Annotated in this window: 19 protein-coding genes; 9 read left to right on the top strand and 10 right to left on the bottom strand. The window is 67.3% G+C overall.

Translation table 11 applies throughout. The features are described 5' to 3' along the window. Positions 1 to 6: 6 nt before the first annotated feature. The 5 genes from AB4Z48_RS07515 (at position 7) to AB4Z48_RS07495 (ending at position 4569) form a co-directional block, all read left to right on the top strand. Positions 7 to 651: an acyltransferase gene (locus AB4Z48_RS07515; protein ID WP_441613271.1), complete on the top strand. Its 645-nt coding sequence runs from the start codon at positions 7 to 9 to the stop codon at positions 649 to 651. Positions 652 to 737: 86 nt separating this feature from the next. Further along, entirely contained in the window at positions 738 to 1892 is a 1155-nt protein-coding gene (locus tag AB4Z48_RS07510) for a DegT/DnrJ/EryC1/StrS family aminotransferase (protein WP_441613270.1), read from the top strand. Between the two features lie 2 nt (positions 1893 to 1894). Then, a complete protein-coding gene (locus AB4Z48_RS07505) occupies positions 1895 to 2488 on the top strand; it encodes a sugar transferase (protein WP_441613324.1) in 594 nt (197 codons plus the stop codon). 33 nt (positions 2489 to 2521) lie between these two features. After that, positions 2522 to 3652, top strand: a complete 1131-nt coding sequence (locus AB4Z48_RS07500) for an acyltransferase family protein (RefSeq protein WP_441613269.1) — start codon at positions 2522 to 2524, stop codon at positions 3650 to 3652. A gap of 248 nt (positions 3653 to 3900) precedes the next feature. Further along, a complete protein-coding gene (locus AB4Z48_RS07495; RefSeq protein ID WP_441613268.1) occupies positions 3901 to 4569 on the top strand; it encodes a class I SAM-dependent methyltransferase in 669 nt (222 codons plus the stop codon). 99 nt (positions 4570 to 4668) lie between these two features. On the opposite strand, the gene AB4Z48_RS07490 is transcribed toward AB4Z48_RS07495, so the two are convergent. From AB4Z48_RS07490 to AB4Z48_RS07465, 6 genes are all read right to left on the bottom strand, one after another. Next, positions 4669 to 5517 (bottom strand): Wzz/FepE/Etk N-terminal domain-containing protein, encoded by an 849-nt coding sequence (locus AB4Z48_RS07490; protein ID WP_441613267.1) that lies wholly within the window; start codon positions 5515 to 5517, stop codon positions 4669 to 4671. A 110-nt stretch (positions 5518 to 5627) separates the two neighbouring features. Further along, positions 5628 to 6737, bottom strand: a complete 1110-nt coding sequence (locus AB4Z48_RS07485; protein WP_441613266.1) for a glycosyltransferase family 4 protein — start codon at positions 6735 to 6737, stop codon at positions 5628 to 5630. Beyond that, positions 6734 to 7984, bottom strand: coding sequence for a lipopolysaccharide biosynthesis protein (locus tag AB4Z48_RS07480; protein ID WP_441613265.1), 1251 nt, complete (start codon positions 7982 to 7984; stop codon positions 6734 to 6736). The genes AB4Z48_RS07485 and AB4Z48_RS07480 overlap by 4 nt, the downstream gene beginning before the upstream one ends. Continuing rightward, on the bottom strand, positions 7984 to 9108 hold the full coding sequence (locus tag AB4Z48_RS07475; protein WP_441613264.1) for a glycosyltransferase: 1125 nt from the start codon (positions 9106 to 9108) through the stop codon (positions 7984 to 7986). The genes AB4Z48_RS07480 and AB4Z48_RS07475 overlap by 1 nt, the downstream gene beginning before the upstream one ends. 35 nt (positions 9109 to 9143) lie before the next feature. Further along, positions 9144 to 10460, bottom strand: coding sequence for a sugar transferase (locus tag AB4Z48_RS07470; protein ID WP_441613263.1), 1317 nt, complete (start codon positions 10458 to 10460; stop codon positions 9144 to 9146). Next, positions 10457 to 11614: a glycosyltransferase family 4 protein gene (locus AB4Z48_RS07465; protein WP_441613262.1), complete on the bottom strand. Its 1158-nt coding sequence runs from the start codon at positions 11612 to 11614 to the stop codon at positions 10457 to 10459. The genes AB4Z48_RS07470 and AB4Z48_RS07465 overlap by 4 nt, the downstream gene beginning before the upstream one ends. A 215-nt stretch (positions 11615 to 11829) precedes the next feature. Between AB4Z48_RS07465 and AB4Z48_RS07460 the strand changes: the two genes are divergently transcribed. The 4 genes from AB4Z48_RS07460 (at position 11830) to AB4Z48_RS07445 (ending at position 16657) form a co-directional block, all read left to right on the top strand. Continuing rightward, the gene (locus AB4Z48_RS07460) at positions 11830 to 13215 is read left to right on the top strand and encodes a phosphomannomutase/phosphoglucomutase (RefSeq protein ID WP_441613261.1); all 1386 of its coding nucleotides are present in this window, start codon (positions 11830 to 11832) and stop codon (positions 13213 to 13215) included. A 4-nt stretch (positions 13216 to 13219) separates the two neighbouring features. After that, on the top strand, positions 13220 to 14305 hold the full coding sequence (waaC, locus tag AB4Z48_RS07455; RefSeq protein ID WP_441613260.1) for a lipopolysaccharide heptosyltransferase I: 1086 nt from the start codon (positions 13220 to 13222) through the stop codon (positions 14303 to 14305). Then, positions 14305 to 15630 carry a lipid IV(A) 3-deoxy-D-manno-octulosonic acid transferase gene (waaA, locus tag AB4Z48_RS07450; protein WP_441613259.1) on the top strand — a complete coding sequence of 442 codons (1326 nt, stop codon included), beginning with the start codon at positions 14305 to 14307 and terminating at the stop codon, positions 15628 to 15630. Before waaC ends, waaA begins: the two co-directional genes overlap by 1 nt. Positions 15631 to 15814: 184 nt before the next feature. Then, entirely contained in the window at positions 15815 to 16657 is an 843-nt protein-coding gene (locus tag AB4Z48_RS07445) for an META and DUF4377 domain-containing protein (RefSeq protein ID WP_441613258.1), read from the top strand. A 97-nt stretch (positions 16658 to 16754) separates the two neighbouring features. Here AB4Z48_RS07445 and AB4Z48_RS07440 read toward each other — a convergent pair whose 3' ends face one another. The 4 genes from AB4Z48_RS07440 to AB4Z48_RS07425 form a co-directional block, all read right to left on the bottom strand. Next, positions 16755 to 18251: a TolC family outer membrane protein gene (locus AB4Z48_RS07440; protein WP_441613257.1), complete on the bottom strand. Its 1497-nt coding sequence runs from the start codon at positions 18249 to 18251 to the stop codon at positions 16755 to 16757. 210 nt (positions 18252 to 18461) lie between these two features. After that, entirely contained in the window at positions 18462 to 18785 is a 324-nt protein-coding gene (locus AB4Z48_RS07435; RefSeq protein WP_441613256.1) for a rhodanese-like domain-containing protein, read from the bottom strand. Between the two features lie 14 nt (positions 18786 to 18799). Continuing rightward, complete coding sequence (locus tag AB4Z48_RS07430) at positions 18800 to 19453, bottom strand: protein-L-isoaspartate O-methyltransferase family protein (protein WP_441613255.1); 654 nt, start codon at positions 19451 to 19453, stop codon at positions 18800 to 18802. A 209-nt stretch (positions 19454 to 19662) separates the two neighbouring features. Further along, complete coding sequence (locus AB4Z48_RS07425) at positions 19663 to 22857, bottom strand: efflux RND transporter permease subunit (protein ID WP_441613254.1); 3195 nt, start codon at positions 22855 to 22857, stop codon at positions 19663 to 19665. Positions 22858 to 22860: the final 3 nt, after the last annotated feature.

The following is a 22860-nucleotide window of genomic DNA, read 5'->3' as shown; positions in this document are numbered from 1 at the left end:
AACGCCATGTTCCGTAGGCTCTATCTCTCTCCTGCCGGCTACGCGATATCGGCCGTGCTGAATTTCCTGGGCATGTTGTTGCGCCCGTTCATGGTCTACGGATATTTTTCCCGGCGAGACGGCAGGTTCCTGCGTTTCACGCGGGTCAGCTCCAGCGCCAAGATCCTGTCGGAGCGCGACCTGGTCATCGGCGACCACTGCTGGATCGGGCCACATTGCCTGATCGACGCCAGCGGCGGCGTGGAGATAGGGGAGGGCGTGCAGATCAGCTCGCTCAACGCCGTGTTGTCGCACAGCAGCCACGTGTCGATTCGCTTGCTGGGCAGGCACTTCATCTCCACGCCGACCCCGCAGCGCGCCGGTTTCATCCAGTCGCCGGTGGTGATCGGAGCCTTTACATTTGTCGGGAGCGGCGCGATTATTCTGCCGGGCACGAAGATAGGCAAGGGCTGCGTCATCGGCGCCGGGAGCGTGGTACGGGGCGAGATTCCGGATCACTCCGTGGTGGTCGGCAATCCTGGCCGCATCGTCGGCACCACGGAAAAATACGATCTCGAGTTCGTCCGCAACGGCGGGCTCGACGACACCTATTTCGACCCCGACAGGCTGGCGGAGCTGCACCGCGCGGCCCAGCCTGGCGCCGGATCATAAGCGCTGCCGCGCTGCCTCACGGCGCTGTCCGGCGGGTCGGCGCGCGGCCCATTTTCGATGCAATCAAGCCAAGGGATGGCTTTACCATGAACACTAATTTCCTTCCATTCGCACAGCCGGAGATCGGCGAAGAAGAGATCGCTGAAGTCGTGGCAACGCTGCGCTCCGGCTGGGTGACCACGGGGCCGAAGACCAAGCAGTTCGAGAGCGATTTCTCGGCGTTCCTGGGCGGCGGCGTGGAATCCATCGCCGTGAACTCGGCCACGGCCGGCCTGCACCTCGCGCTGGAAGCCGTGGGCGTCGGCCCCGGCGACGAAGTCATCACGACCACCCATACCTTCACGGCCACGGCCGAGGTCATCCGCTACCTGGGTGCCCACCCGGTGTTCGTCGATGTCAGCGCCGAAACGCTGTGCATCGACGCGGACGCGATCGAGCGGGCCATCACTCCGCGCACGCGCGCCATCATGCCGGTGCACTTCGGCGGCCGCGCGGCGGACATGGGGAAGATCATCGCGATCGCGAAGAAGCATGGCCTGCGCGTGGTGGAAGACGCGGCGCACTCGCTGCCCGCGACCAGCGGCGGCAAGCTGGTTGGCACGCTCGACACCGACGCCACCGTATTCAGCTTCTACGCCAACAAGACGATCACCACCGGCGAAGGCGGCATGGTGGTCACGCGCGACCCGGAGATCGCCAAGCGTGCCAAGGTCATGCGCCTGCACGGCATCAGCCGCGACGCGTTCGACCGCTTCGTGTCGACCGCGCCGAGCTGGTACTACGAGATCGTGGCGCCCGGCTTCAAGTACAACATGACCGACGTCGCTTCCGCGATCGGCATCCATCAGCTCAAGAAGGCGGACGCATTCCACAAGCGCCGTGCCGCGATCGCCGCCCGCTATGACGAAGCACTGTCCGACCTGCCGCTGGTCCTGCCTCCGCACGCAGCCGAAGGCGACATCCATTCCTGGCACCTCTATGTGATCCAGCTCGCCGAAGGCGCGCCGCGCACGCGTGATGCGCTGATCGACTACCTGTTCAAGCAGGGCATCGGCTGCAGCGTCCACTACATCCCGCTGCACCTGCAGCCGTACTGGCGCGACACCTACAAGCTCACGCCCGAGATGTTCCCGGTCAGCCAGCGCATCTATGAGCGCACGCTCACGCTGCCGCTCTACACGCGCATGCGCGACGAAGACGTCGAGCGCGTCGTCCGGACCGTTCGGAGCGCGTTCAACTAATGCTGATCAAGAGGCTCTTCGACCTGGTCGCCAGCGCGGCCGGCCTGCTCGTGATGGCGCCGGTGTTTGCCGCCATTGCCATCGCCATCAAGCGCGAGTCGCCCGGCCCGGTGTTCTTCCGCCAGGAGCGCGTGGGCCTGCACGGGCGTACGTTCCACATCCACAAGTTCCGCACCATGGTCGTGTCGGGCGAGGGGAAGGGGCCGCTGATCACGATCGGCGCGGATCGCCGCATCACCGCCAGCGGTGCATTCCTGCGCAAGTACAAGCTCGATGAACTGGCCCAGCTGATCGACGTGTTCACCGGCGAGATGAGCCTGGTCGGGCCGCGGCCGGAAGTGCCCAAATATGTAGCGCTGTACCCGGCCGACGTGCGCGAGACCGTGCTGAGCGTAAGGCCGGGCATCACCGACCTGGCTTCGATCGAGTACAAGGACGAGAATGCGCTGCTCGGCAAGAGCGCGGATCCGGAGCGCACCTATGTCGAGGAAGTGATGCCGGCCAAGCTGCGGTACTGCGTGGAGTATGTGCGGAACCGGTCGCTCTGGCTCGATCTGCGCATCATTTATCGCACTGTCGTGGCTGTGCTCACGTAATGTACGGACAGCAAGCGGGAGCCTAGGTATCACATGACGTTCAGACCCCTCACTGGTGCAGAATCCGACCAGCTTGACTCGCTGCGGGGGATGTCGGCGTTTGCCGTGGTCGTCGGGCACGCGAATCAGATCCTGGTTGCGCCAGCGTCCGACAAACTCAGCCCGCTAATGGGGCTGCTGGCCCAGAGCGCGGTCATGGTGTTCTTTGTTTTGAGCGGCTTCCTGATCGGCAAGTCCGTGTCAGGCAATGTGGCCCGGCACGGTGGCACGTTTTCGCTGGCGAGGTATCTCGGCGATCGCATCATCCGGATCTGGCCGCCGCTGTTGGTTTCCCTGCTGCTCATCTTCTGTCTGTTCAAGCTTGCGCCGCTGCTGTTTCCAAGCGGAACCAACGCATTCTTGCCGGCGCCCGGACATGCGCTGGCCCGGTCCGCCTTTATCAGCGACAACACCCAACTGCTTGGCTCGGCGCTGATGCTCAATGGTTTTGTTACCGACACGCCGAACGCCAACGGTCCTCTGTGGAGCCTTTCCATCGAGGTCTGGTACTACGTTCTGGCAGCGCTTCTTGCCGTGCCGCGAGGATGGTGGAAACTGCTGGCACTACCGCTGATCGGCACCGTGATCTGGCATGGCGCGAACAACGAACAATTCCTCTATTACCTTCCTGTATGGTGGGCAGGGTACCTGCTTGCTGTGCTGCACGACGACGGGCTCTTGCGTCGCGCAAAGTTGTGGTGGTGTGCGGTGGCGGTTTTCTTTGCGGCGGCGCTATGGTTCGGGCTGCGTTTCCTGTGGGCAAGCTATGCTCACGATCCTGTCGCGGACCAGCTGATCACCATAGCGCGATTCAACATTGCCATAGGTTTTGGTGTCTTTGCGCTGCTTGCATTGATGCTGCAGGGCCGTATCCGGGTTCGCGCCTTTGCTCGCAAGGCGGCCAGGTACTCCTACACCTTGTATATCATTCACGCACCGCTTCTTCTTTTTGCGTTCGGCGTCCTGCAACCGCATGTGCAAGATTCGATCGGCCGCAGTGTCCTGGCCTCGGTCATTGCTATCCTCGGCGTCAGCCTTCTCTCTATAGCCGTCTCGCGGGTTGTTGAGAACCGCGCGCTGCTCGTGTCATTGTTCTTCTCCTGGCGAACCCAGGCGCAACGCTAGTCGCCTGTCGATCGTCACCGGAAAATGTTCTCCGCGCAACGCACGGCGGACCTTGCCGGCTGATTCTTCCTGGGCGGTTGCATTCTGGTGAACCCGCGAGCCCTTCCACGCTTTGCATTGTTCTGGTACGCTCATTTGTCAGGCCTGTAACATGTCTGCTATAAAAGACATGGGTGTTGCGCTGGGCGCATAGCCTCCCGGCAACCCCTTCGATCGGCCTTCGCATGACCACACCGGAGCATTCCTCAATGGCTGCAAGACAGAGCGAAATTTTTTCGACAGGCGGGGAAGGTGACCGCTACTTCCAGCGCAACCGCGCGTTCTATTCAGACAAACGCTCGGCCGACGAATTGAGCGCGGCCGCGGTGCTCTACAGCAAGTACATCAAGCCAGATGATCTGGTGCTGGAAGTCGGAAGTTCGACGGGCGTCAATCTTGCAGCGATCTGCCAGGAGACTCGGTGCCGCGGCGTCGGCATTGACCCTTCGGCCGACGCAGTCGGCAAGGGCCAGCAACTGTTTCCCCATCTGGACCTGCGCGTCGGGACTGCCGACCGGCTGGATTTTGCCGACCATTCCCTCGACTTCATCCTGTTTGGATTTTGTCTTTACCTGGTTGACCGCGAGCACATCACACGCGTCGTGGCGGAGGCAGATCGTTGCCTGCGCGACGGCGGCTGGATCGGCATCACGGATTTCATGCCGGACGTGCCGACCGCGCGGCCCTATGCGCACCGCGCCGGGATTACCTCGTACAAGCTGGACTACAGCCGACTGTTCACGGCGTTTCCACATTTCCAACTGGTGGAGTCGTCCTGCTTCAATCACACTGACAACCGTTATTCCTCGGATCCGCAGGAACGGCTCTCGGCGCAGGTGATCCACAAGCAGACGAGCGGAGGATATCAGCGGATCTAGATGGCCGCCGCCGGGCCGAGGCCATCTGGCCCACAACGGGCGGATCCATGGCCACGCCCCGGGCTCTATTCTGCTATGGGGCTCGCGTCGGAGTAACGCCTACGAACGACGCGAATTGCGCGCCAGCGCGATCAAGAGGCCGGCCATCAGCCCGATGGCCGCACCGGCTACCGCGTACAGCAACTTACCGGGCGAGGAGGGACGCTGGGGAGCGTAGTATTCGCCCAGCACCCGTGTCGGGTAGGTCCTCAGGGTCGCAAGGCCGTCTTCTAGTTGTATCTTTTGCTGCCCCAGGGCCAAAACCCGCGCGCTGACGACGGCTAGGATATTGGTAGTGAAAAGATCTTGCGTGGTCGTTCGGCTCTCGCTTGACTTCAACGCCGTGTAGGTACGCTGATAGTCCTGTTCCGCTACGGCAAGCTTTGTCAACGAGTTGGCGAGATCGGCTTTCATACGCTCCACTGCAGGTGCGTATACCTTCTCATGTTCCGCGGACAGCGTCTTGAATGAGACATCAAGCGCACGAATGGCCTGCTCGCGGGAATATCCGGAGACCTGGACGTTGATCAGGTCGATGCTTTTCGCTGGCGCTGAGCGCAGCGAATCAAACAGCAGCGCCGATTCCGGGGAATTGGCATCCGGTGCGGGCAAACCCATGTTCTTGAGCACGTCCAGGCGAAAGCTTGGCAGGTTATAACGGTCGGATGCCGTCAGCTGTGCCTCGATGAGCTTGCTGATATTGCTCCCGCCCGAACTGGGAGTCGTCACTTGGCCGATCTGGACAGTCATCTTGGCAGTCCACTGAGGTGGCTGGAAGAAGGAATATCCGATCGCGCCGGCAACACCAATGACGGTGGTTGCTAGCAGGAGCTTTGCTGATTTCGCAAAAAACAGTTGCAATGCTTTCGATGAGAGGTTCTCGGGCGAGTTTTCTGGTGTCAACGGCATGGGGGGGACAAGCCTAAGAAGCTTTGTACGTATGAGTCATTGATTGTAACGCGGATCACAACAACGCCCTGATTTGATGCGCATTTCCTACTTTTGTTGGTGCAAGCTTGCTAGACGGTGCTGATTCGGGATGTGCGCCCCGCCATGGCAAGCAGTGACTGCCAGTTTTTGGAGATCGTGTCGACCCCGAAGGGGGTGGCAAACTGTCTGGCTTCTCGGGCAAGCGACTCTTGCAGAGATACGTCGCCCATCAGTAGTGAGAGTTTTTCTCCTAACGATCCAGAATTCTCGGGGTGCGCAACCAGCCCGTTCTCCCCATCCCGTACCAGTTCCCTCGGTCCTGTCTCGCAATCGGTCGACACCACGGGCAACCCGAACGCCATCGCCTCCAGCAACACCAGTCCGAAGCCCTCATAGCGCGAACTCAGGCAGAAGATCGCCGCGCTCCGGTAGCACGATTCCATGTCCGCGCGCGTTCCCGGCATGCTGACCGAGCCGGCGATATCCAACTCGCCGGCCAGTGCTTCGAGCGCTTCACGCTCTTCACCTTCGCCGATGATCTCGAGTCGCCAGTCGGGGTGGCCAGCTGCTACCCGCGCCCAGGCGTTCAGCAGGACATCGAAGCCCTTGGCGCGCACGAGGCGGCCGACCGCGAGGACCGTCTTCGACTCCCGGCTGGCGGGCATCTCGGGGAACGGGAACGGCAATGGGTTGGAAATGACCTCGATGCGGCTGCGCGGCGTCAAGGCAGTCTGCCACCGCCGCTTGTCGCGCTCCGTCAATACCACCACCGCTTCGCAGGTCCGGGCGGCGAGCCGCCGCGCAATCCGTCGCGCGCGCTTCCCGAGATCTTCATCGAAATGACAATGCTCCCACGCAATCCTGCGTACGTTCAGCCCCAGCGTCGCCGGCAGTGTGAACAAGGTCAGCATGGTGTCGACTTCGATCAGTACGTCGATGCCCTGTTGCGTGACAAAGCGCCGGATGCCGAGCACCGTTGAGAAGTAGGCCCGCTTGAATGAGGGCCGCTGCGCGAACAGGGCGTGGTGCCTGACGGCGGGATGGAGCGTGAAGCAACTGCGCTCGTCCCACAGGCTCAGTATGCTGACCGGATAGCCGCGCTCGGCGAGCGCGTTGGCGATGACCGCGGTCATCCGCTCTGCGCCGGCAAAGGCATTGAGCGTGCCGGTCAGGAAGCAGATCGTCGGAAGTGATGTCATGTCGTTGCCAGCGCCGGCGCCTTCCTGCTGCGCCACCAGAGGAACACGCCAAAGGCAACCGCGATGGCGTTGCCAACCGTATAGCCGCCGACCGCGCCCCAGGCGCCATAGGTGGGCACGGTGGCCAGGTCGAACACGAGCGTGACGCCAAGCACGCCCGCCCACTTGATGGCGATCCAATCCGGCCGGCGCAGGTAGACCGGCAACAGGGTCAGGCCCACGTCGGCGAAGATGAGCGTGGAGGAGACGGCCGCGGCGCGCAGCAGCGACGCGGTGGGCGCGAACGCGTGACCGTACAGGAGTTGCACGATCCAAGGTGCGCCGACGGCGATCAGGATTGCGCCGCACAGGCCGGTCGCCGTCATGCCCAGCACAATGCGGGCAATGTTCGCACGCGCGATTGCCAGCTCGGCCTTGCCGTACACATACATCGGCGCGACGCCTGCCGCCAGGATGGTGGCCACGACCGTGTAGTTGTCCAGTATCTGCATGCAGGCCGCGTATGCGCCGAAGTCGGCGAGCGGCACCGCGGGCTGCAGCACGAGCTGGTCGATCCGGCGCGCGCCCATCATCAGCATGAAGCTGACCCAGAACAGCGCGCCGCTGCTCATCAGCTCGCGCGTGACGCGGTAGTCGTACTGCACGCTGCCGCGCTGTGCGTGCGTGTAGTAGTGGATTGCCAGCAGGCAGGCCATGATGACGGCTTCGATTGCGAAGGCGCCGGCATACAAGGGCACGCTGTGCTTGCCCGCGACGAACAGGGCTGCCACGAGGCCGGCCTTGACGGCCAGCGATGCCAGGCTGAACAGCGTGTTGGGCCGGTTATTGGTGTGCGCCTGCATCCAGGCCACCACGATGCCGAACGGCTCGCGTAGCAGGATGGCGATGCCGAGCAGCAGGGCAGCGGTCCAGGTCTCCTGTGCCGGATGTTGCAGCAGCAGGTAACCGCACATCAGCAGGTAGCCAAGGATGGCGCCGCCGAGGCGCAGCGAGAAGGCGTGCGCGAGCAGGCGGTGCTGGGCCTGCGGCAGGGTGGTGGCGACCAGGCGGGGCACAATGACTTCGCCGCCGCAGATGAGCGCCACCGAGGCGGCGATCAGCACGACGGCCTGCGCGTACTGGAAGTGGGCGAAGCCCTCTGGGCCCAGCGCGCGCGCAAGCATGGCGACGATGCCGATGCCGGCGGCGACCTGGATGCCGCGTTCGGCCAGCATCCAGAGCAGGTTCCCGGCGACGCGGCGCCGCATCAGGCGGGCTCCGCGCAGCTTGCGGCGCCGGCGGTGGCGAGCCTGGCGTAGCAGGCCAGCCATTGGCGGGCAACGGCTTCGATGCCGAAGCGCGCGGCGATGCGCTGGCGGCGCGCGGCTTGTGCCGCGGGGGAGCCGGTGCCGGCGGCCAGCGCGGTGCGGATCGCGGCTGCCAGCGCGGCGGCGTCGCCCCGCGGTACGACCTGCCCCGCATCGCCGAGCATGTCGGCGACGCCTGGCGCATCGGTGGAGACGACCGGGCATCCGCATGCCAGCGCTTCGGCAATCGCCAGCGGCATGCCTTCGATCTGCGAAGACAGGACGAAGAGGTCGGCAGCGTTCARTAGCGCGGGGATATCGCGGCGCATGCCGAGCAGCGATGCGCGCTCGGCCAGGCCGCGCCGGCCGATGTCATCGGCCAGCGCCGCGCGGGCCGGACCGTCGCCGGCAATCATGAGCCGCGGGCTCGCCTGCGCATTGTCTTCGAGGCGGCTGAACGCATCCAGGAGCAGGTCCTGTGCCTTCTCCGGCACCAGCCGGCCGACATTGAGCACAAGTGCCGTGCCCGGCGGCACGCCGAGGGCGCTGCGCGTAGCCTGCCGCAGCCCGGGCTGGGGGCGGAAGCGCTCGATGTCGATGCCGTTCGGCACCACGACGATGCGACCGGGCGGCACCGCGCCGGCATCGATCATGCCTTGCCGGCCGTCGGCACTGACGTGGGTGGTGAGCGTGGCCCAGCGGTCGGTCAGCCGGTACGCGAGCATGCGCAGCCGGCCGCCTTCGCGATAGCTGTGCGCGGTGCAGACCACGGGCGGCGTGCGCGAAACCCGCGTCAACACCCGCGCGAACACATTGGCATGGATCATGTGCGCGTGGATGACATCCGGCCGCCAGTCGCGCACGAAGCCGCGCACGCGCCACAGCGCGCGTGCCATCGACCACGGTGTCTTGCGCATGTCCACGCAGAACAGCGTTGCCGCTTCGGGCAGGTCGACCTCGCGCCCGGGCGCGAGGCTGACTACGGCCACGGCGTGGCCGAGCGCGATGAACTGCCGCGCGAGCGCGGCTACCTGCTGTTCGGCGCCGCCGATCCTGAGGCCGGTGCTAAGCAGCAGGATGCGCATTGGGGGGGGAGGATGGCCGGGACGGAGTGGCTGGTTCACCGTGCCCCATACCCCGTCAACAACGTCCGCAAGGTCTTCACCGCGATCAGCAGGTCCAGCGCGAACGAGCAGTGCTTGACGTAGTACAGGTCGTAGCTGAGCTTGGTCACGGTTTCTTCGTGCGTGCCGACGTAGCCCTGCTGCACCTGCGCCCAGCCGGACAGGCCCGGCCGCACCAGGTGACGGTAGGGATAGTAAGCGATGGTGCGGGCGAACTCTTCGACCATCGGCACTTGCTCGGGGCGGGGGCCGATGAGGCTCATGTCGCCAACCAGCACGTTCCAGAGCTGCGGGATTTCGTCGAGGCGGTACTTGCGGATGATGCGGCCCACGCGGGTCACGCGCGGATCGCGGCGGGCGGCGAACTGGGCGGGGGCGCCGATGTCGTATCCCATGCTGCGGAACTTGAACATGGTGAAGGGTTTGCCGAACAGGCCGACACGGGCCTGGCGGAACAGCGCCGGGCCGGGCGACTCGAGGCGGATCGCGGCGCCCACGGCCAGGCCCACGGGCAGCGCGAACGGCGCCAGGCACAGCACGGCGGCCAGGTCGATCATGCGCTTGGCGAAGCTGTAGAAGTAGTGGGCGGCGTAGTCGTCGAGGAAATTCTCGTCGATGTGGGCCAGGCCGACGCGCCCGGTCAGCATCTCGCCGATCCGCTCCACGGAGTACATGCGCACGTGGCTGAGCTTGAACTGGGCGAGAAGGCGGGTGCGTTCGGGGTCCGCGGTGGCGTTGCGCTCGAGCATGAGGCCGTCGCAGTGCACGGCTTCGTCGAGCGAGCTGATGGCCTGGAAGCGGGTGGGGCTGGCCGGCGCGGCGCCGGGCATGGCGAGGATCTGTTCGAGCTGCGCGAGCGTGGCGGGATCGGAGTAGCCGAATACGGGCACGTAGTTGCGCACGTAGCGCCGGTAGCCGAACCAGATCCAGCCCAGCGTGGTGAGGTAGCTGAGCAGCAGCGCGCCGCGCGAGTATTCGAGGTGGAAGGCGGCGAAGACGAACAGCAGCGCGGCGAAGGGCAGGGTGGTGGCGAGGCCGACCAGGCTGTTGCCTTCCATCGCGGGCAGGTGCAGCGAGCGGTGCAGCAGCACGAAGGCGAACAGGTAGGGCAGCACCGACCACAGCAGCGTGCGGGTGAACACGTAGGTGACCAGTCCGGCGTGGTGGGCCAGTTCGGCCAGCGCGGTATTGAGGGCGAACAGCAACAGGCCGAACAGCGCCCAGGCCAGCATGCGGCTGGCGCGGCGGACGGTTTCGGAGCCCTGGGCGCGGCTGAGTTGCGCCGGGCGGGCGACGCTGTGGGTCTTGTTCATTGTCCGCTCGCTGAGCTGCTGGCCGCGGTGCGGACGGCCGGGCGCCTGCTGGCCAGCGCCTGTTGGTAGACCTCCCAGGTGGCCTCGGCCATCGGCGCCAGGCCGAACTCGCGCGCCCAGCGCGCGCGGGCGGCTTGTCCGAGGTCCTCGCGCAGCCCGGCATCGCTTGCCAGCCGGGTGAGCGCCGCGCTCCAGGCGTGTTCGTCGTTGCCGGGCACCAGCAGGCCGCAGGCGCCGTCGCCGAGCTGCTCCCGGATGCCGGGGAGATCGCTGGCGACGACCGGCAGGCCGGCGCGCATGGCTTCGAGCACCGAGAGCGGGAAGCCTTCGTGGTCCGATGCCAGCGCGAAGGCCTGGGCGGACGCCAGCAGCGCCGGCACATCGCTGACCGCGCCGGCGAAGCGGACCCGGGCGGGCGCCTCGGTGTCGGCCAGGGCACGCAGGGCGTCGGCCTGCGGGCCAACGCCGGCCAGCACCAGTTCGCAGTCAGGCAGGGCGGCGCGCGCGAACGCGCGGATGATCAGGTCCGCGCGCTTGGGCGCGGCCAGGCGCGCCACCATGACGATGCGCCGCAGGGGCGCGCCGGGCGTGGCACGGGCCGGCGTGTCGGCAATGCCGTTGCGGATCACGCTGATGCGCGATGCGGCCATCGGCAGCGTCGCGGCAAGCGTGCGTTCGGCCCGGGCCACGCAGATCAGCCGCGCGGTGAGCGGGGCTAGCAGCCATTCGGTCGCGCGCGCAGCCAGGCGCTGGCGCGCCGGGGCGGCCGCCTTGAAGGCGAAACCGTGCACCGTATAGACCACCGGCACGCCCAGCAGCCAGCCCGCGACCCGGCCCAGCGCGCCGGCCTTGGCACTGTGCGCGTGGATCAGGTCGGGCGCGGTGGCGCGCAGCGCCCCCAGCAGCTGGCGCAAGGCGGCCAGCGCGCGCAGCGGCGACAGCGCGTTGTCCAGCAGGGTCAGGCGCTCGGTGCGCGCGCCCAGGGCCCGCGCATGGTCCAGCAGCGGGCCGGTGCCGCCGGCCAGCAGCACCGGCTCGACCCTGTCGCGCAGCGCCGTCAGCAGGTCTGCCACGTGCGTCTGCGCTCCCCCGATCTCGGAGTTCGTGATCAGGTAGGCAATGCGAGGACGGGTAGCGGGCAGGGGAGAAGACACGGGTGGCACGGGGCAAGGACGGACTACCGGCAACGGCGGCCGGGACGGTACGCGGCGCCATTTTCAAGCATAGCCAGTCGATTATAACTGGCGCGCCCTGCGCATTCCGGCAAAATACGGTCTTTGGCGCGATTGCCCGCCGCTCGGCCCGCCGCGGCCGGCAATGGCGACCCGCAAGATGGCAAAACCTACCGATTACCCAGAGGATGTGACCCATGCAAGTTGATCCCTCCATTTTCAAGGCCTACGATATCCGTGGCATCGTCGACAAGACCCTGACGCGCGAAGTGGCGCGTGCGATCGGCCTGTCCTTCGGCTCTGCCGCGGCCGAACAGGGCGAACGCGCGGTGGTGGTCGGGCGCGACGGGCGCCTGTCGGGGCCCGACCTGCTGGGCGGCCTGGTCGAAGGCCTGCGCGCGGCGGGCATGGATGTGATCGATCTCGGCATGGTCGCCACGCCGATGGTCTATTTCGGCACCAATGTCGAACTGGCGGGCCGCCGGGCCGCCTCGGGCATCATGGTGACCGGCAGCCACAATCCGCCGGACTACAACGGCTTCAAGATGGTGCTGGGCGGCAAGGCGATCTACGGCGAGCAGATCCAGGCCCTGCGCCAGCGCATTGAATCCGGCAAGTTCGCAAGCGGCGCCGGCGGCTACCAGCAGGTCGACATCCGCCAGCAGTACCTGGACCGCATCGTCGGCGACGTCAGGCTGGCGCGCCCGATGAAGATCGCGCTCGATGCCGGCAACGGCGTGGCCGGCGCCTTCGTCGGCGACCTGTTCCGCGCGCTCGGCTGCGAGGTCACCGAGCTGTTCTGCGAGGTCGACGGCAACTTCCCCAATCACCATCCCGATCCCGCCCATGTGGAAAACCTGCAGGACCTGATGCAGTGCCTGCGCGAGACCGACTGCGAGCTGGGCCTGGCCTTCGACGGCGACGGCGACCGCCTCGGCGTGGTGACCAAGGACGGCCAGGTGATCTTCCCCGACCGCCAGCTGATGCTGTTCGCCGAGGAGATCCTGGCCCGCAACCCGGGCCAGCAGATCATCTACGACGTCAAGTGCACCGGCAAGCTGGCGCCGTGGATCCGCCAGCATGGCGGCCAGCCGCTGATGTGGAAGACCGGCCACTCGCTGGTCAAGGCCAAGCTCAAGGAAACCGGCGCGCCGCTGGCCGGCGAGATGAGCGGCCACGTGTTCTTCAAGGACCGCTGGTACGGTTTCGACGATGGCCTGTACACCGGCGCGCGCCTGCTCGAGATCCTCTCGAAGGAGGCCGACCCGAGCGCGGTGCTCAACGCCTTGCCCAACTCGAACTGCACGCCCGAGCTGCAGCTCAAGTGCGCGGAAGGCGAGGCCTTCACGCTGCTGGACAAGATCCGCGCCAATGCGAAGTTCGATGGCGCGCGCGAGGTCATCACCATCGACGGTGTGCGCGTGGAGTATGCCGACGGCTTCGGCCTGGCGCGCCCTTCCAACACCACGCCGGTGGTGGTGATGCGCTTCGAGGCCGACAGCGATGCCGCGCTGGCCCGCATCCAGGCCGAGTTCAAACGCGTGATCCTGGCCGAAAAGCCGGACGCGCAACTGCCGTTCTGAGCGGATGCCGTTGACCGCGCCCACGAAGGGCGGAACGGGTGGCGTGGGTGAAACGGGCGTGGCCGCGCCGCCGCATGCGCTGCCGGCTCGCCCGCGCATCCTGGTGGTCAAGGTTTCTTCGCTGGGTGACGTGGTGCATAACATGCCGCTGGTGCATGACCTGCGCGCGCGCTGGCCGGAGTGCGAGATCGACTGGGTGGTGGAAGAGGGTTATGCCGAGCTGGTGCGCCTGCTGCCCGAAGTGCGCAAGGTGATCCCGTTCGCCCTGCGGCGCTGGCGCAAGCGGGTCTACCAGGGCGCCGCGTGGCGCGAGATCGGTGCCTTCCGGCGAGCGCTGCGCGAACAGGCCTACGATGCCGTGATCGAAACCCAGGGCCTGCTCAAGACCGCCGTGGTGGCGCGCGTGGCGCGCCGCCGCCCGGGCGCGCCGGTGATCGGACTGGGCAACGCCACGCAGGGCTCGGGCTACGAGCCGGCCGCGCGGCTGTTCTACACCGAGCCGGTGGCGGTGCCGCTGCAGACCCATTCGGTGCGGCGCTCGCGCTTGCTTGGCGCGGCGCTGACCGGCATCGCGCCGCCCGAACCGCCGCAGTTCTTCGGGCCGCAGGCGCGCAGCCTGCATGTCGACGATCCGTTGTGGTCGGGCTTGCCCGGACGCTATGCGGTGTGCTTCCACGCCACCGCGGGCGCGAAGAAACGCTGGCCGCTGGCCAGCTGGCATGAACTCGGCCGCCGCCTGGTGGCCGAAGGCCTGGACATGCTGCTGCCGTGGGGCAGCGAGGCCGAGCGGCGCGCGGCCGAGGAGATCGCCGCCGGCGTGCCGGGCGCGCAGGTGCTGCCGCGTTTCAGCGTGATGCAGGGCTTCGGCCTGATCAACCGCGCCGAGGTAGTGATCGGCGTCGATACGGGCCTGGTCCATATCGCCGCCGCGCTGTGCCGTCCTACCGTGGAAATCTATACCGCCACCTGGCGCTGGAAGACCGAAGGCTATTGGTCGGACAGCATCGCCAACGTGGGCGACGACGGCGTGGTGCCGCCGCCCGGCGAGGTCTACGCGGCCGCGCGGCGCGTGCGCGGGCTGGGGCGCTGATGCTGCGCGCCCTCTACAACCTGCTATGGCTGATCGCGCTGCCGGTGGCCCTGTTGCGCCTGGTCTGGCGCGCGCGCAAAGAGCCGGGCTATGTGCAGCACGTCGGCGAGCGCCTCGGTGCGTACGGCCGGCTGCCCGCGGCCGGCCCCTGGCTGTGGGTCCATGCGGTGTCGGTCGGCGAGACGCGCGCGGCGCAGCCGCTGATCGAGGCGCTGCTGGCAGGGTATCCGTCTCACCGTCTCCTGCTCACGCACATGACGCCGACCGGCCGCCAGACCGGCGCCCAGCTGTTCGGCAACCAGCCGCGCGTGACGCAGTGCTACCTGCCCTACGACCTGCCCTGGCTGGTCCGGCGTTTCCTGCGCCATTTCCGTCCCGCGGCGGGCATGCTGATGGAAACCGAGGTGTGGCCGAGCCTGGTGCGCGGCGCGCGGTTGGAGGGCGTGCCGCTGTTGCTGGTCAACGCCCGGCTGTCGCCGCGCAGCTATCGGCGCACGGCCCGCTTCGGGCAGGCCGCCACCGCCATGTATCGCGACTTCACCGCGGTGCTGGCGCAGACCCAGGGCGATGCCGAACGCTTCCGCGCGCTCGGCCTGCCCTCCGTGCAGGTCACCGGCAACCTCAAGTTCGACATGCAGCTGCCCGAGGCCGGCCTGCGGCGCGGCCGCCTGCTGCGCCAGGGGTTTGGCGAGCGCGCCGTGTTCGCCGCCACCAGCACGCGCGAAGGCGAGGAGGCGCTGGTGCTGGCGGCATTCGCACGCTGGCAGGCGCTGGCCGCGACGGCACCGGTGCCCGTGCCGCGCCCGGCGCTGCTGCTGGTGCCGCGCCATCCGCAGCGCTTCGATGAAGTAGCGGGGCTGGTCGCGCGCAACGGCTTCTCGCTGGTTCGCCGCAGCGCTCTCGGCGATGCCGCGGCATGGGAGCAGGCGGGCCTGCCGGAGCCGGTCGCGGCGGATGTGCTGCTGGGCGATTCGATGGGCGAGATGGCGCTGTACTTCGCGGCCTCGGACATTGCGTTCATCGGTGGCAGCCTGCTGCCGCTGGGCGGGCAGAACCTGATCGAGGCGTGCGCCGCAGGCACGCCGGTGCTGATCGGCCCGCACACCTTCAACTTCGCGCAGGCGACCGAAGACGCCATTGCCGCAGGTGCCTGCCGGCGCGTGGCCGATGCCGACGAACTGATGCGCACCGCAGCGGCGGTGCTGGGCGATGCGCCCGGGCTGGCCGCCATGCGCGATGCCGCGCGCGAGTTCTCGGTGCTCCATCGTGGCGCCACGCAGCGGACCATGGCCGCTCTCGCCCAGGTGATCGGCGCGGCGCATTAGGCCTGCAGGGGGACGCGGATGGCACGGGCTGCCTTCATGTAGGCGCGCGCCCGATGGGCCGCTCCCGCGCGGTTCGCTACACTATTCGGCGTGAGGGCCCGTCTGGCGGCCCCACCAGGCCCGCAAGCCGCCGTCGAGCAGCGCGGGCCGGCCAAGCCGCGCGCCCCCTACCAGGAGCTTCCAGATGCAGAAAACCTCTCGTGATCACTCCCGCATGCCCGCCGCGTGGGCGGTGCGTGCCGCCTGCGCCGCGCTGCTCTGCGCCGCCGTGGGTGCCTGCGCCACCGGCCCCGCGCCCGACTCCCCGGGTGCAAGCCCCAGCCTGAACCAGGCGCAGAGCGGCGGCCCCAGCCGCTGGGAACTGACGCGCTGGCAGCAGCCGGACGGCACGCTCAGGCAGATCCCGCATGGCGACAACGGCCAGCCGATCATCTTCGAGTTCAATAGCGGCATCGACTCGGCGCAAGGCACGGTCAGCGGCTACAGCGGCTGCAACCGCTTCACCGGCGGCTACGGCAAGACGGCTACCGGCATGCGCTTCGACAGGATGGCCGGCACGCGCATGGCCTGCGTGCCGCCGCGCGGCGAGCTGGAGGCCGCGCTGCTCAAGGCCATGCAGTCGCCGTTCACCACCGTGGGCACGCAGCCGTCGGCGGGGTCGACGGGGCGCCAGATTATCTGGAAGACCGTCGATGGCGACCTGCTGCAGTTCGTCGAGCGCGAGGGGGTGGGCAGGCGCGGCGAGAAGATGGATGCGCAGCAGGCCGGCGGCGTGGAGAAGATCGTCTACGTGGATTCACAGCGCGTGGAATGCAGTGGCGTCGGCAAGCAGACCTGCTATCGCGTGCGCGAGAATCCCGATGCGCCGTGGTCGCTCTGGTACGGCCCGATCGAAGGGCTCGATTTCGAGCCGGGCATGGCGTACAAGCTGCGCGTGCGCGAGACGCGAGTGGACAATCCCCCCGCGGATGCTTCGTCGGTCCGCTGGCAGCTGCTGGGGGTGGAGTCGCGTACGCGGGTCAACTGAGCGCTTCAACTGAGCGCTGCAGGCGCCACTGGCGCCCGCCAGGAAAAAACGCCGCGGTGGTAGCCGCGGCGTTTTTGTTTTCTGCCGGCGCGGGCGATCAGCTGCGCGGCGCGGGCGTGCCGGCGATGGCTTCCCGGCGCTGCGCGGCGCGCTTGCCTGCCGGCGCGCTTGCCGGCGTGGTGCCCGGCGCCGTGCCCAGCTTCAGCCTCTCCGGCAGCTTGTACATCGAGCCCGGCGACGAGGTCAGCAGGGTGTTGATCTGCAACACGTCTTCCTCGACCAGCGCGCCGGTGGCGGCCTTCAGGCGCAAGCCGTTCATGATGGTGTCGTAACGCGCCTTGGCGAGATCGCGGCGCGTGGAGAACAGCTGCGCCTCGGCGTTCAGCACGTCGATATTGATGCGCACGCCCACCTCGTAGCCGAGCTGGTTGGATTCCACCGCGCTTTGCGCCGAACGCTCGGCGGCTTCCAGCGCCTTGACCTGGGCCAGGCCGTTGAACACGCCGGAATAGGTCTGGCGCGCACTCTGGGCGGCGGTGCGGCGGGCGAACTCGAGGTCGCTGGCGGCCTTGTCCGCCAGCGCGGCGGTCTCGCGCACGCGCGACTGGACCTGGCCACCGCTGTAGATCGGCACATTCAGCTGCACGCCGATCTGGGCGCTGTTGTAGCGGCTGGAAATATTGACCTGCTGCGCCGCGCTGCCGGTGGAGTTGACGAAGCCGTACGATGCCACGAGATCGACCGAGGGCAGGTGTCCGGCTCGCGCCTTGTTGTATTCGCGCTGTGCGGTGTCGAGGTTGTAGCGGGCCAGGCCGACTTGCGGATTGGTGTTCTCGGCCTGGCTGGCCCAGGTATTGACGTCGGCCGGAAGCGGGCCGGGGAGCTCGGCGGCGGTGCGCAATCCCGGCAGTTCGTCGACCGGCTTGCCGGTGATCTGCTGCAGGTTGGCGCGCTTGATTTCGAGGTCGCTCTGCGCCGCGATCTCGGTCGAAATGGCCAGGTCGTAGCGCGCCTGCGCATCATTGGCGTCGGTAATGGTGGCGGTACCGACCTCGAAGTTGCGCTTGGCCTGCGCCAGCTGCTCGGCGATGGCCTTCTTCTGCGCGCCGGCCAGGTAGAGGTTGTCCTGCGAGGCCAGCACGTCGAAGTAGGCCTGCGAGGTGCGCGTGATCAGGTCGAGCTGCGCCTGGCTGAACGTGACTTCGCCCGCCAGCGCGGCCAGCTCGCCCTGCTTGTAGGTTTCCCAGCGATCCCAGCGGAACAGCGGCTGGACCAGTTGCAGCGACYAGTTGTTGTTGTTGAGAAAGCGGTCCGCCACGATCGGGACCGTCTGGTCCACATTGGTGCGCGTGGCGCCGAGCGTGCCGTTGATCTGCGGCAACAGGCCGGAGCGTCCTTGCGGCAGCTTTTCCTGGCTGGCCACCAGCTGCGCGCGCGCGCTGGCGAACTGTGCATCGTTGGCCTGGGCGTCGCGATAGACCTGGAGCAGGTCGGCGCCATGCGCGGCCGGCAGGTGCAGCAGCGCGAGCAGCGAGCCCGTCAGTGCCAGGCGCGTCGTGGGCAGGCCCCGCGCAGGGAACAGCGCAAACCTCATGACATCTCCAGTCGGCCGGGCAGCAGTCGCCAGGCTTACGTTTTTCGATCAGCGTTCAGGGGGAGCCGGCGCCGCCAGCCTGCCGGCGCCGTGCAAGGGGCTACTGCTCAATGCTTGCTGGTACTGCTGGTACTGCTGGTCCTGCCGGTACTGCTGGAAATACTGGTGCTGCTGGTACTTTCCGGTGCTGCCTGGTGCTTTCCTGGGCCGTCAATACTTCGGCATGGCCGGGTCCACCTGGCTGGCCCAGGCGTCCACGCCGCCGGTCAGGTTGTAGACCTTGGCGAAGCCCTGGCGCTCGAGGAAGCCCGCCACCTGCATGCTGCGCATGCCGTGATGGCAGATGCAGACGATGTCCGCGTCTTCGTCGAGTTCGGCGGCGCGCGCCGGGATCTGGCCCATCGGGATGTGGGTGATGCCGGGCATGGCGCAGGTCTGCACCTCCCAGCCTTCGCGCACGTCGAGCAGCACCGGTTGCGGGCGGCCGGCATCGGCCAGCCACTGCGCGAGTTCGGGAGCGTTGATGACCTGCATGTGGCTCGCCCCGTTCAGAAGTGGAAGCGCGAGGGCTGCTCGGCACCGCTCAGCGGCGTGACAGCGGTCTCGAACAGGTTGACGGTCTTGTACTCGGTCTCGCTCACGCGCGTGATGATCTGCGCTTCCATCGCGGGCAGCGCGCCCACGAAGGCGGCGATGCGGCCGCCGACCTTGACCTGCGACAGGATCGACGAGGGTACCGAGGGCAGGGCGCCGGAGATGCAGATCACATCGTAGGGTGCGCTGGCGGCCCAGCCGGCGGCGGCGTTGCCTTCGGCCACGTCGACATTGGTCACGCCGGCATCGGCCAGGTTCTTGCGGGCAAGCGCAGCCAGTTCCGGCAGGATGTCCACGGTCACCACGTGGCGCGCGCGGTGGGCCAGCAGGGCGGCCATGTAGCCGGAGCCGGCGCCGATCTCGAGCACCTGCTCGTGCTTGCGCACCGCCAGGTCCTGCAGGATGCGGGCCTCGACGCGCGGCGCCAGCATGTTCTGGCCGCCGGGCAGCGGGATTTCCATGTCGACGAAGGCCAGCGCGGCGTAAGCCTGCGGTACGAACTGTTCCCGCTTGACCACGGCCAGCAGGTCCAGGATTTCCTGGTCCAGCACATCCCACGGGCGGATTTGCTGTTCGATCATATTGAATCGGGCTTTCTCGAGATCCATCTTGCCATTCCTTCCAGTGCCAACCGCTTGTTCAGTTCTGAGTCCGGCCGCGCGGTGCCAGGGGCCGGGGAAATCCGTGAAACCTGCCATTTTAACCCCTTGCCAAGGCAGTTGCCGAAGCGCGTGACAGGAATTGTCGCCTCCATGCCGCAATCCGGCCCGGGAAGCGGCATTGCGGGCGACCGGCGGGGGCCGGGCCGTGGCCGCTGTCATTCGGCGCTGGCCGGCTCGCGCACCGGCACGTGGGGGCTATCCGCCGCCTGCGCGGCGGGCTTGCCGCGCCAGCGCCGCCCCAGCCAGGCGCTGAAATCGTCCAGGTAGGTGTAGATCACCGGCACCACCACCAGCGTCAGGATCGACGAGGTGATGATCCCGCCGATCACCGTCTGCCCCATCGGCGCGCGCTGCTCGGCGCCTTCGCCCAGGCTGAAGGCCAGTGGCACCATGCCGAAGATCATGGCCAGCGTGGTCATCAGGATGGGGCGCAGGCGCACGCGCGCGGCGGCCACCAGCGCGGCTTCGCGCGACATCGGCGGCTGGCCGTCGGCGCCACGCCGGGCCTGGTTGGCGAAGTCGACCAGCAGGATGGCGTTCTTGGTCACCAGCCCCATCAGCATGATGAAGCCGATGATGGAGAACATGTTCAGCGTGGAGCGGAACAGCAGCAGCGCCGCGAACACGCCGACCAGCGTGAGCGGCAGCGAGGTCATGATGGCGATCGGCTGGAAGAAGCTGGCGAACTGCGAGGCCAGGATCATGTAGATGAAGATCACCGCCAGCGCCAGCGCCGACACGGCGAAGCCGAACGATTCGTTCATCGACTTGGTGGAGCCGCCGAAGCGGTATTTGTAGCCCACCGGCCAGTTCATGCCGTCCAGCGCGGCCTTGACCTCGCGCGCCACTTCTCCCTGCGAGCGGCCCGCGGTGTTGGCGGTCAGTTCCACCTCGCGGCTGAGGTCGCGCCGGCTGATCTGGTTGGCCCCGGTGGTGGGCACCAGTTCGGCGATCTGGCGCAGCGGCACCATGCGTGGCGAGCCGTCGCTGCCCACCTGGCTGCTGGCGATCATCAGCCCGCTGAGGTCGGCCATGCCGGTGCGGGCGTCCTTGGGCAGGCGCACGCGCACGTCGTAGTTCTGGTCGTCGGGCGCGCGCCACGAGCTGATGGCGTCGCCGGCCAGCAACGGGCGCAGCGCATTGCCGATCTGCACGATGCCCACGCCGAGGTCCGACGCCAGCTCGCGGCGGATGCGGACCTCCACGGTAGGGCGGTCGTCCTTCATGCTGGAATCGAGGTCGGCCAGGCCGCGGACGGCATTCATGCGGCGGCTGGCCTCCAGCGAGAGGCGGCGCAGCGTCTCGAGATCGTCGCCCTGGATCGACACCTGCAGCGCCTTCTGCCCGCCCGCGCCATCGGGCATGCCGACCATGGTCAGGGTGATGCCGGCGATGCCCGCGAGCCGCTCGCGGATCATCGGGTTGAGCTGGGTGGTGGTGAGCTTGCGCATGCGCCGCTCGGTCAGCCGCACCGACACCAGCGCGTTGTTGCGGCCCGAGGTGTTGCCCGAGTTGATGGTGGCATAGGTATAGGCCACTTCCGGGAACGCCTTGAGCGCGGCCTCCACCTGCCTGACCTTGGCCTCGGTGACGGCGATCGACGTGCCCACCGGCGTGGTGAAGCCGACCTGGGTTTCGCCGAGGTCGGCGGCGGGCACGAACTCGGTGCCGATCAGCGGCACCAGCGCGAAGCTGCCGAAGAAGGTCGCCGCGGCGATGATGGCGGTGGCGAGGCGGTGCTTCAGTGCCCAGCCCAGCATGCTGCCATAGCCGTGGCCGAGCGCGTCCATGCGCGCCGAGAACCAGTCCAGCAGGCGGCCCACGGTGCGGCCGTACAGGCTCTTCTTGTTGCCCGTGCCGTGCAGGTCGGGGTCATGCCAGACCGACGACAGCATCGGGTCGAGCGTGAACGACACGAACATCGAGATCAGCACGGCCGCCACCACGGTGACGCCGAACTGATGGAAGAAGCGGCCGATGATGCCGCCCATGAAGCCCACCGGCAGAAACACCGCGACAATGGAGAAGGTGGTCGCCAGTACCGCCAGGCCGATCTCGTTGGTGCCGTCCAGCGCCGCCGCGCGATGGTCCTTGCCCATGAGGTTGTGGCGCACGATGTTCTCGCGCACCACGATGGCGTCGTCGATCAGCAGGCCCACGCACAGCGACAGCGCCATCAGCGTGATCACGTTGAGCGTGAAGCCGAACATGTACATCACGCCGAAGGTGCCGATCAGCGCGATCGGCAGCGTCAGCCCCGTGATCACCGTGCTGCGCCAGGAGCCGAGGAACAGGAAGACGATGGCCACGGTCAGCATGGCGCCTTCAAGCAGCGTCGAGCGGACTTCCTTGACGCTGCTGCGGATGCCGCGCGCGGCATCGTTGACCACGGTGAGCTGCACGCCCGCGGGCACCAGCTTGCGCACTTCGTTGGTCATCCTGATCAGGCCGTCGACGGTGTCCACGGTGTTCTGGCCCTGCGCCTTCACCACCGCGAGGAACAGCGCGCGCTTGCCGTCGAGCATGGCCAGGCTTTCCTGCTCTTCTTCGCCGTCGCGTACGTCGGCCACCTGCTCCAGCGTGACCGGCTGGCCGGCGCGGCGCGCCACGATGATCTTGCGGAAGGCGTCCGGCGTGAGCATGCGGCCCTTGATCTGCACCACCGTCTCGGTGGAGGTCGAGCGCAGTTCGCCAGCCGGCAGCTCCTGGTTCTCGTTGCGGATCGCGTCCATCACCTGGTTCACGCCGATGCCGAGTGCTTCGAGCTGGGCCGGGCGGATGCGGATCTCGACTTCGCGCTTGGTGCCGCCGACGAGGCTGATGGCGCCCACGCCGCGCACGGTTTCCAGGCGCTTGCGCACGATCTGGTCGGCGATCGTGGTCAACTCCCGCTGCGTGCGCTCGGCGCCCGGCGCGTTGGACACCGACAGGTAGAACACCGGCGCGTCGGACGGGTCGTAGCGCAGCACGCGCGGGTCCTTCACCTCGTCGCGGAACTGCGGGCGGATCAGCGCGATCTTGTCGCGCACGTCCTGCGCGGCCTGGCCGACGTCGACAGAGAGATCGAACTTGATCACCACCACCGAGGTGCCCTGGTAGGAGTGCGAAAAGATCTCGTCGATGCCGGAGATGGTGTTGACGATCTCCTCGATCTTGCGGGTGACGTCCGACTCCACCGATTCGGGCGCGGCGCCGGGATACTCGGTCTGCACCACCACGATGGGAAAGGTGATGTCCGGAAACTGGTCGACCGACAGCCGCTGGTAGGAGAACAGCCCCACCACGACGAAGGCCATCATCATCATGGTGGCCAGCACCGGGTTATGGATTGACAGGCGAGTGAACCACATGGC

This window comes from Cupriavidus sp. 2TAF22, assembly GCF_052115045.1.
Taxonomy (GTDB): Bacteria; Pseudomonadota; Gammaproteobacteria; order Burkholderiales; family Burkholderiaceae; genus Cupriavidus.
Note: the sequence above shows the minus strand (reverse complement) of the source record. Positions and strands in the feature narration are given on the sequence as shown.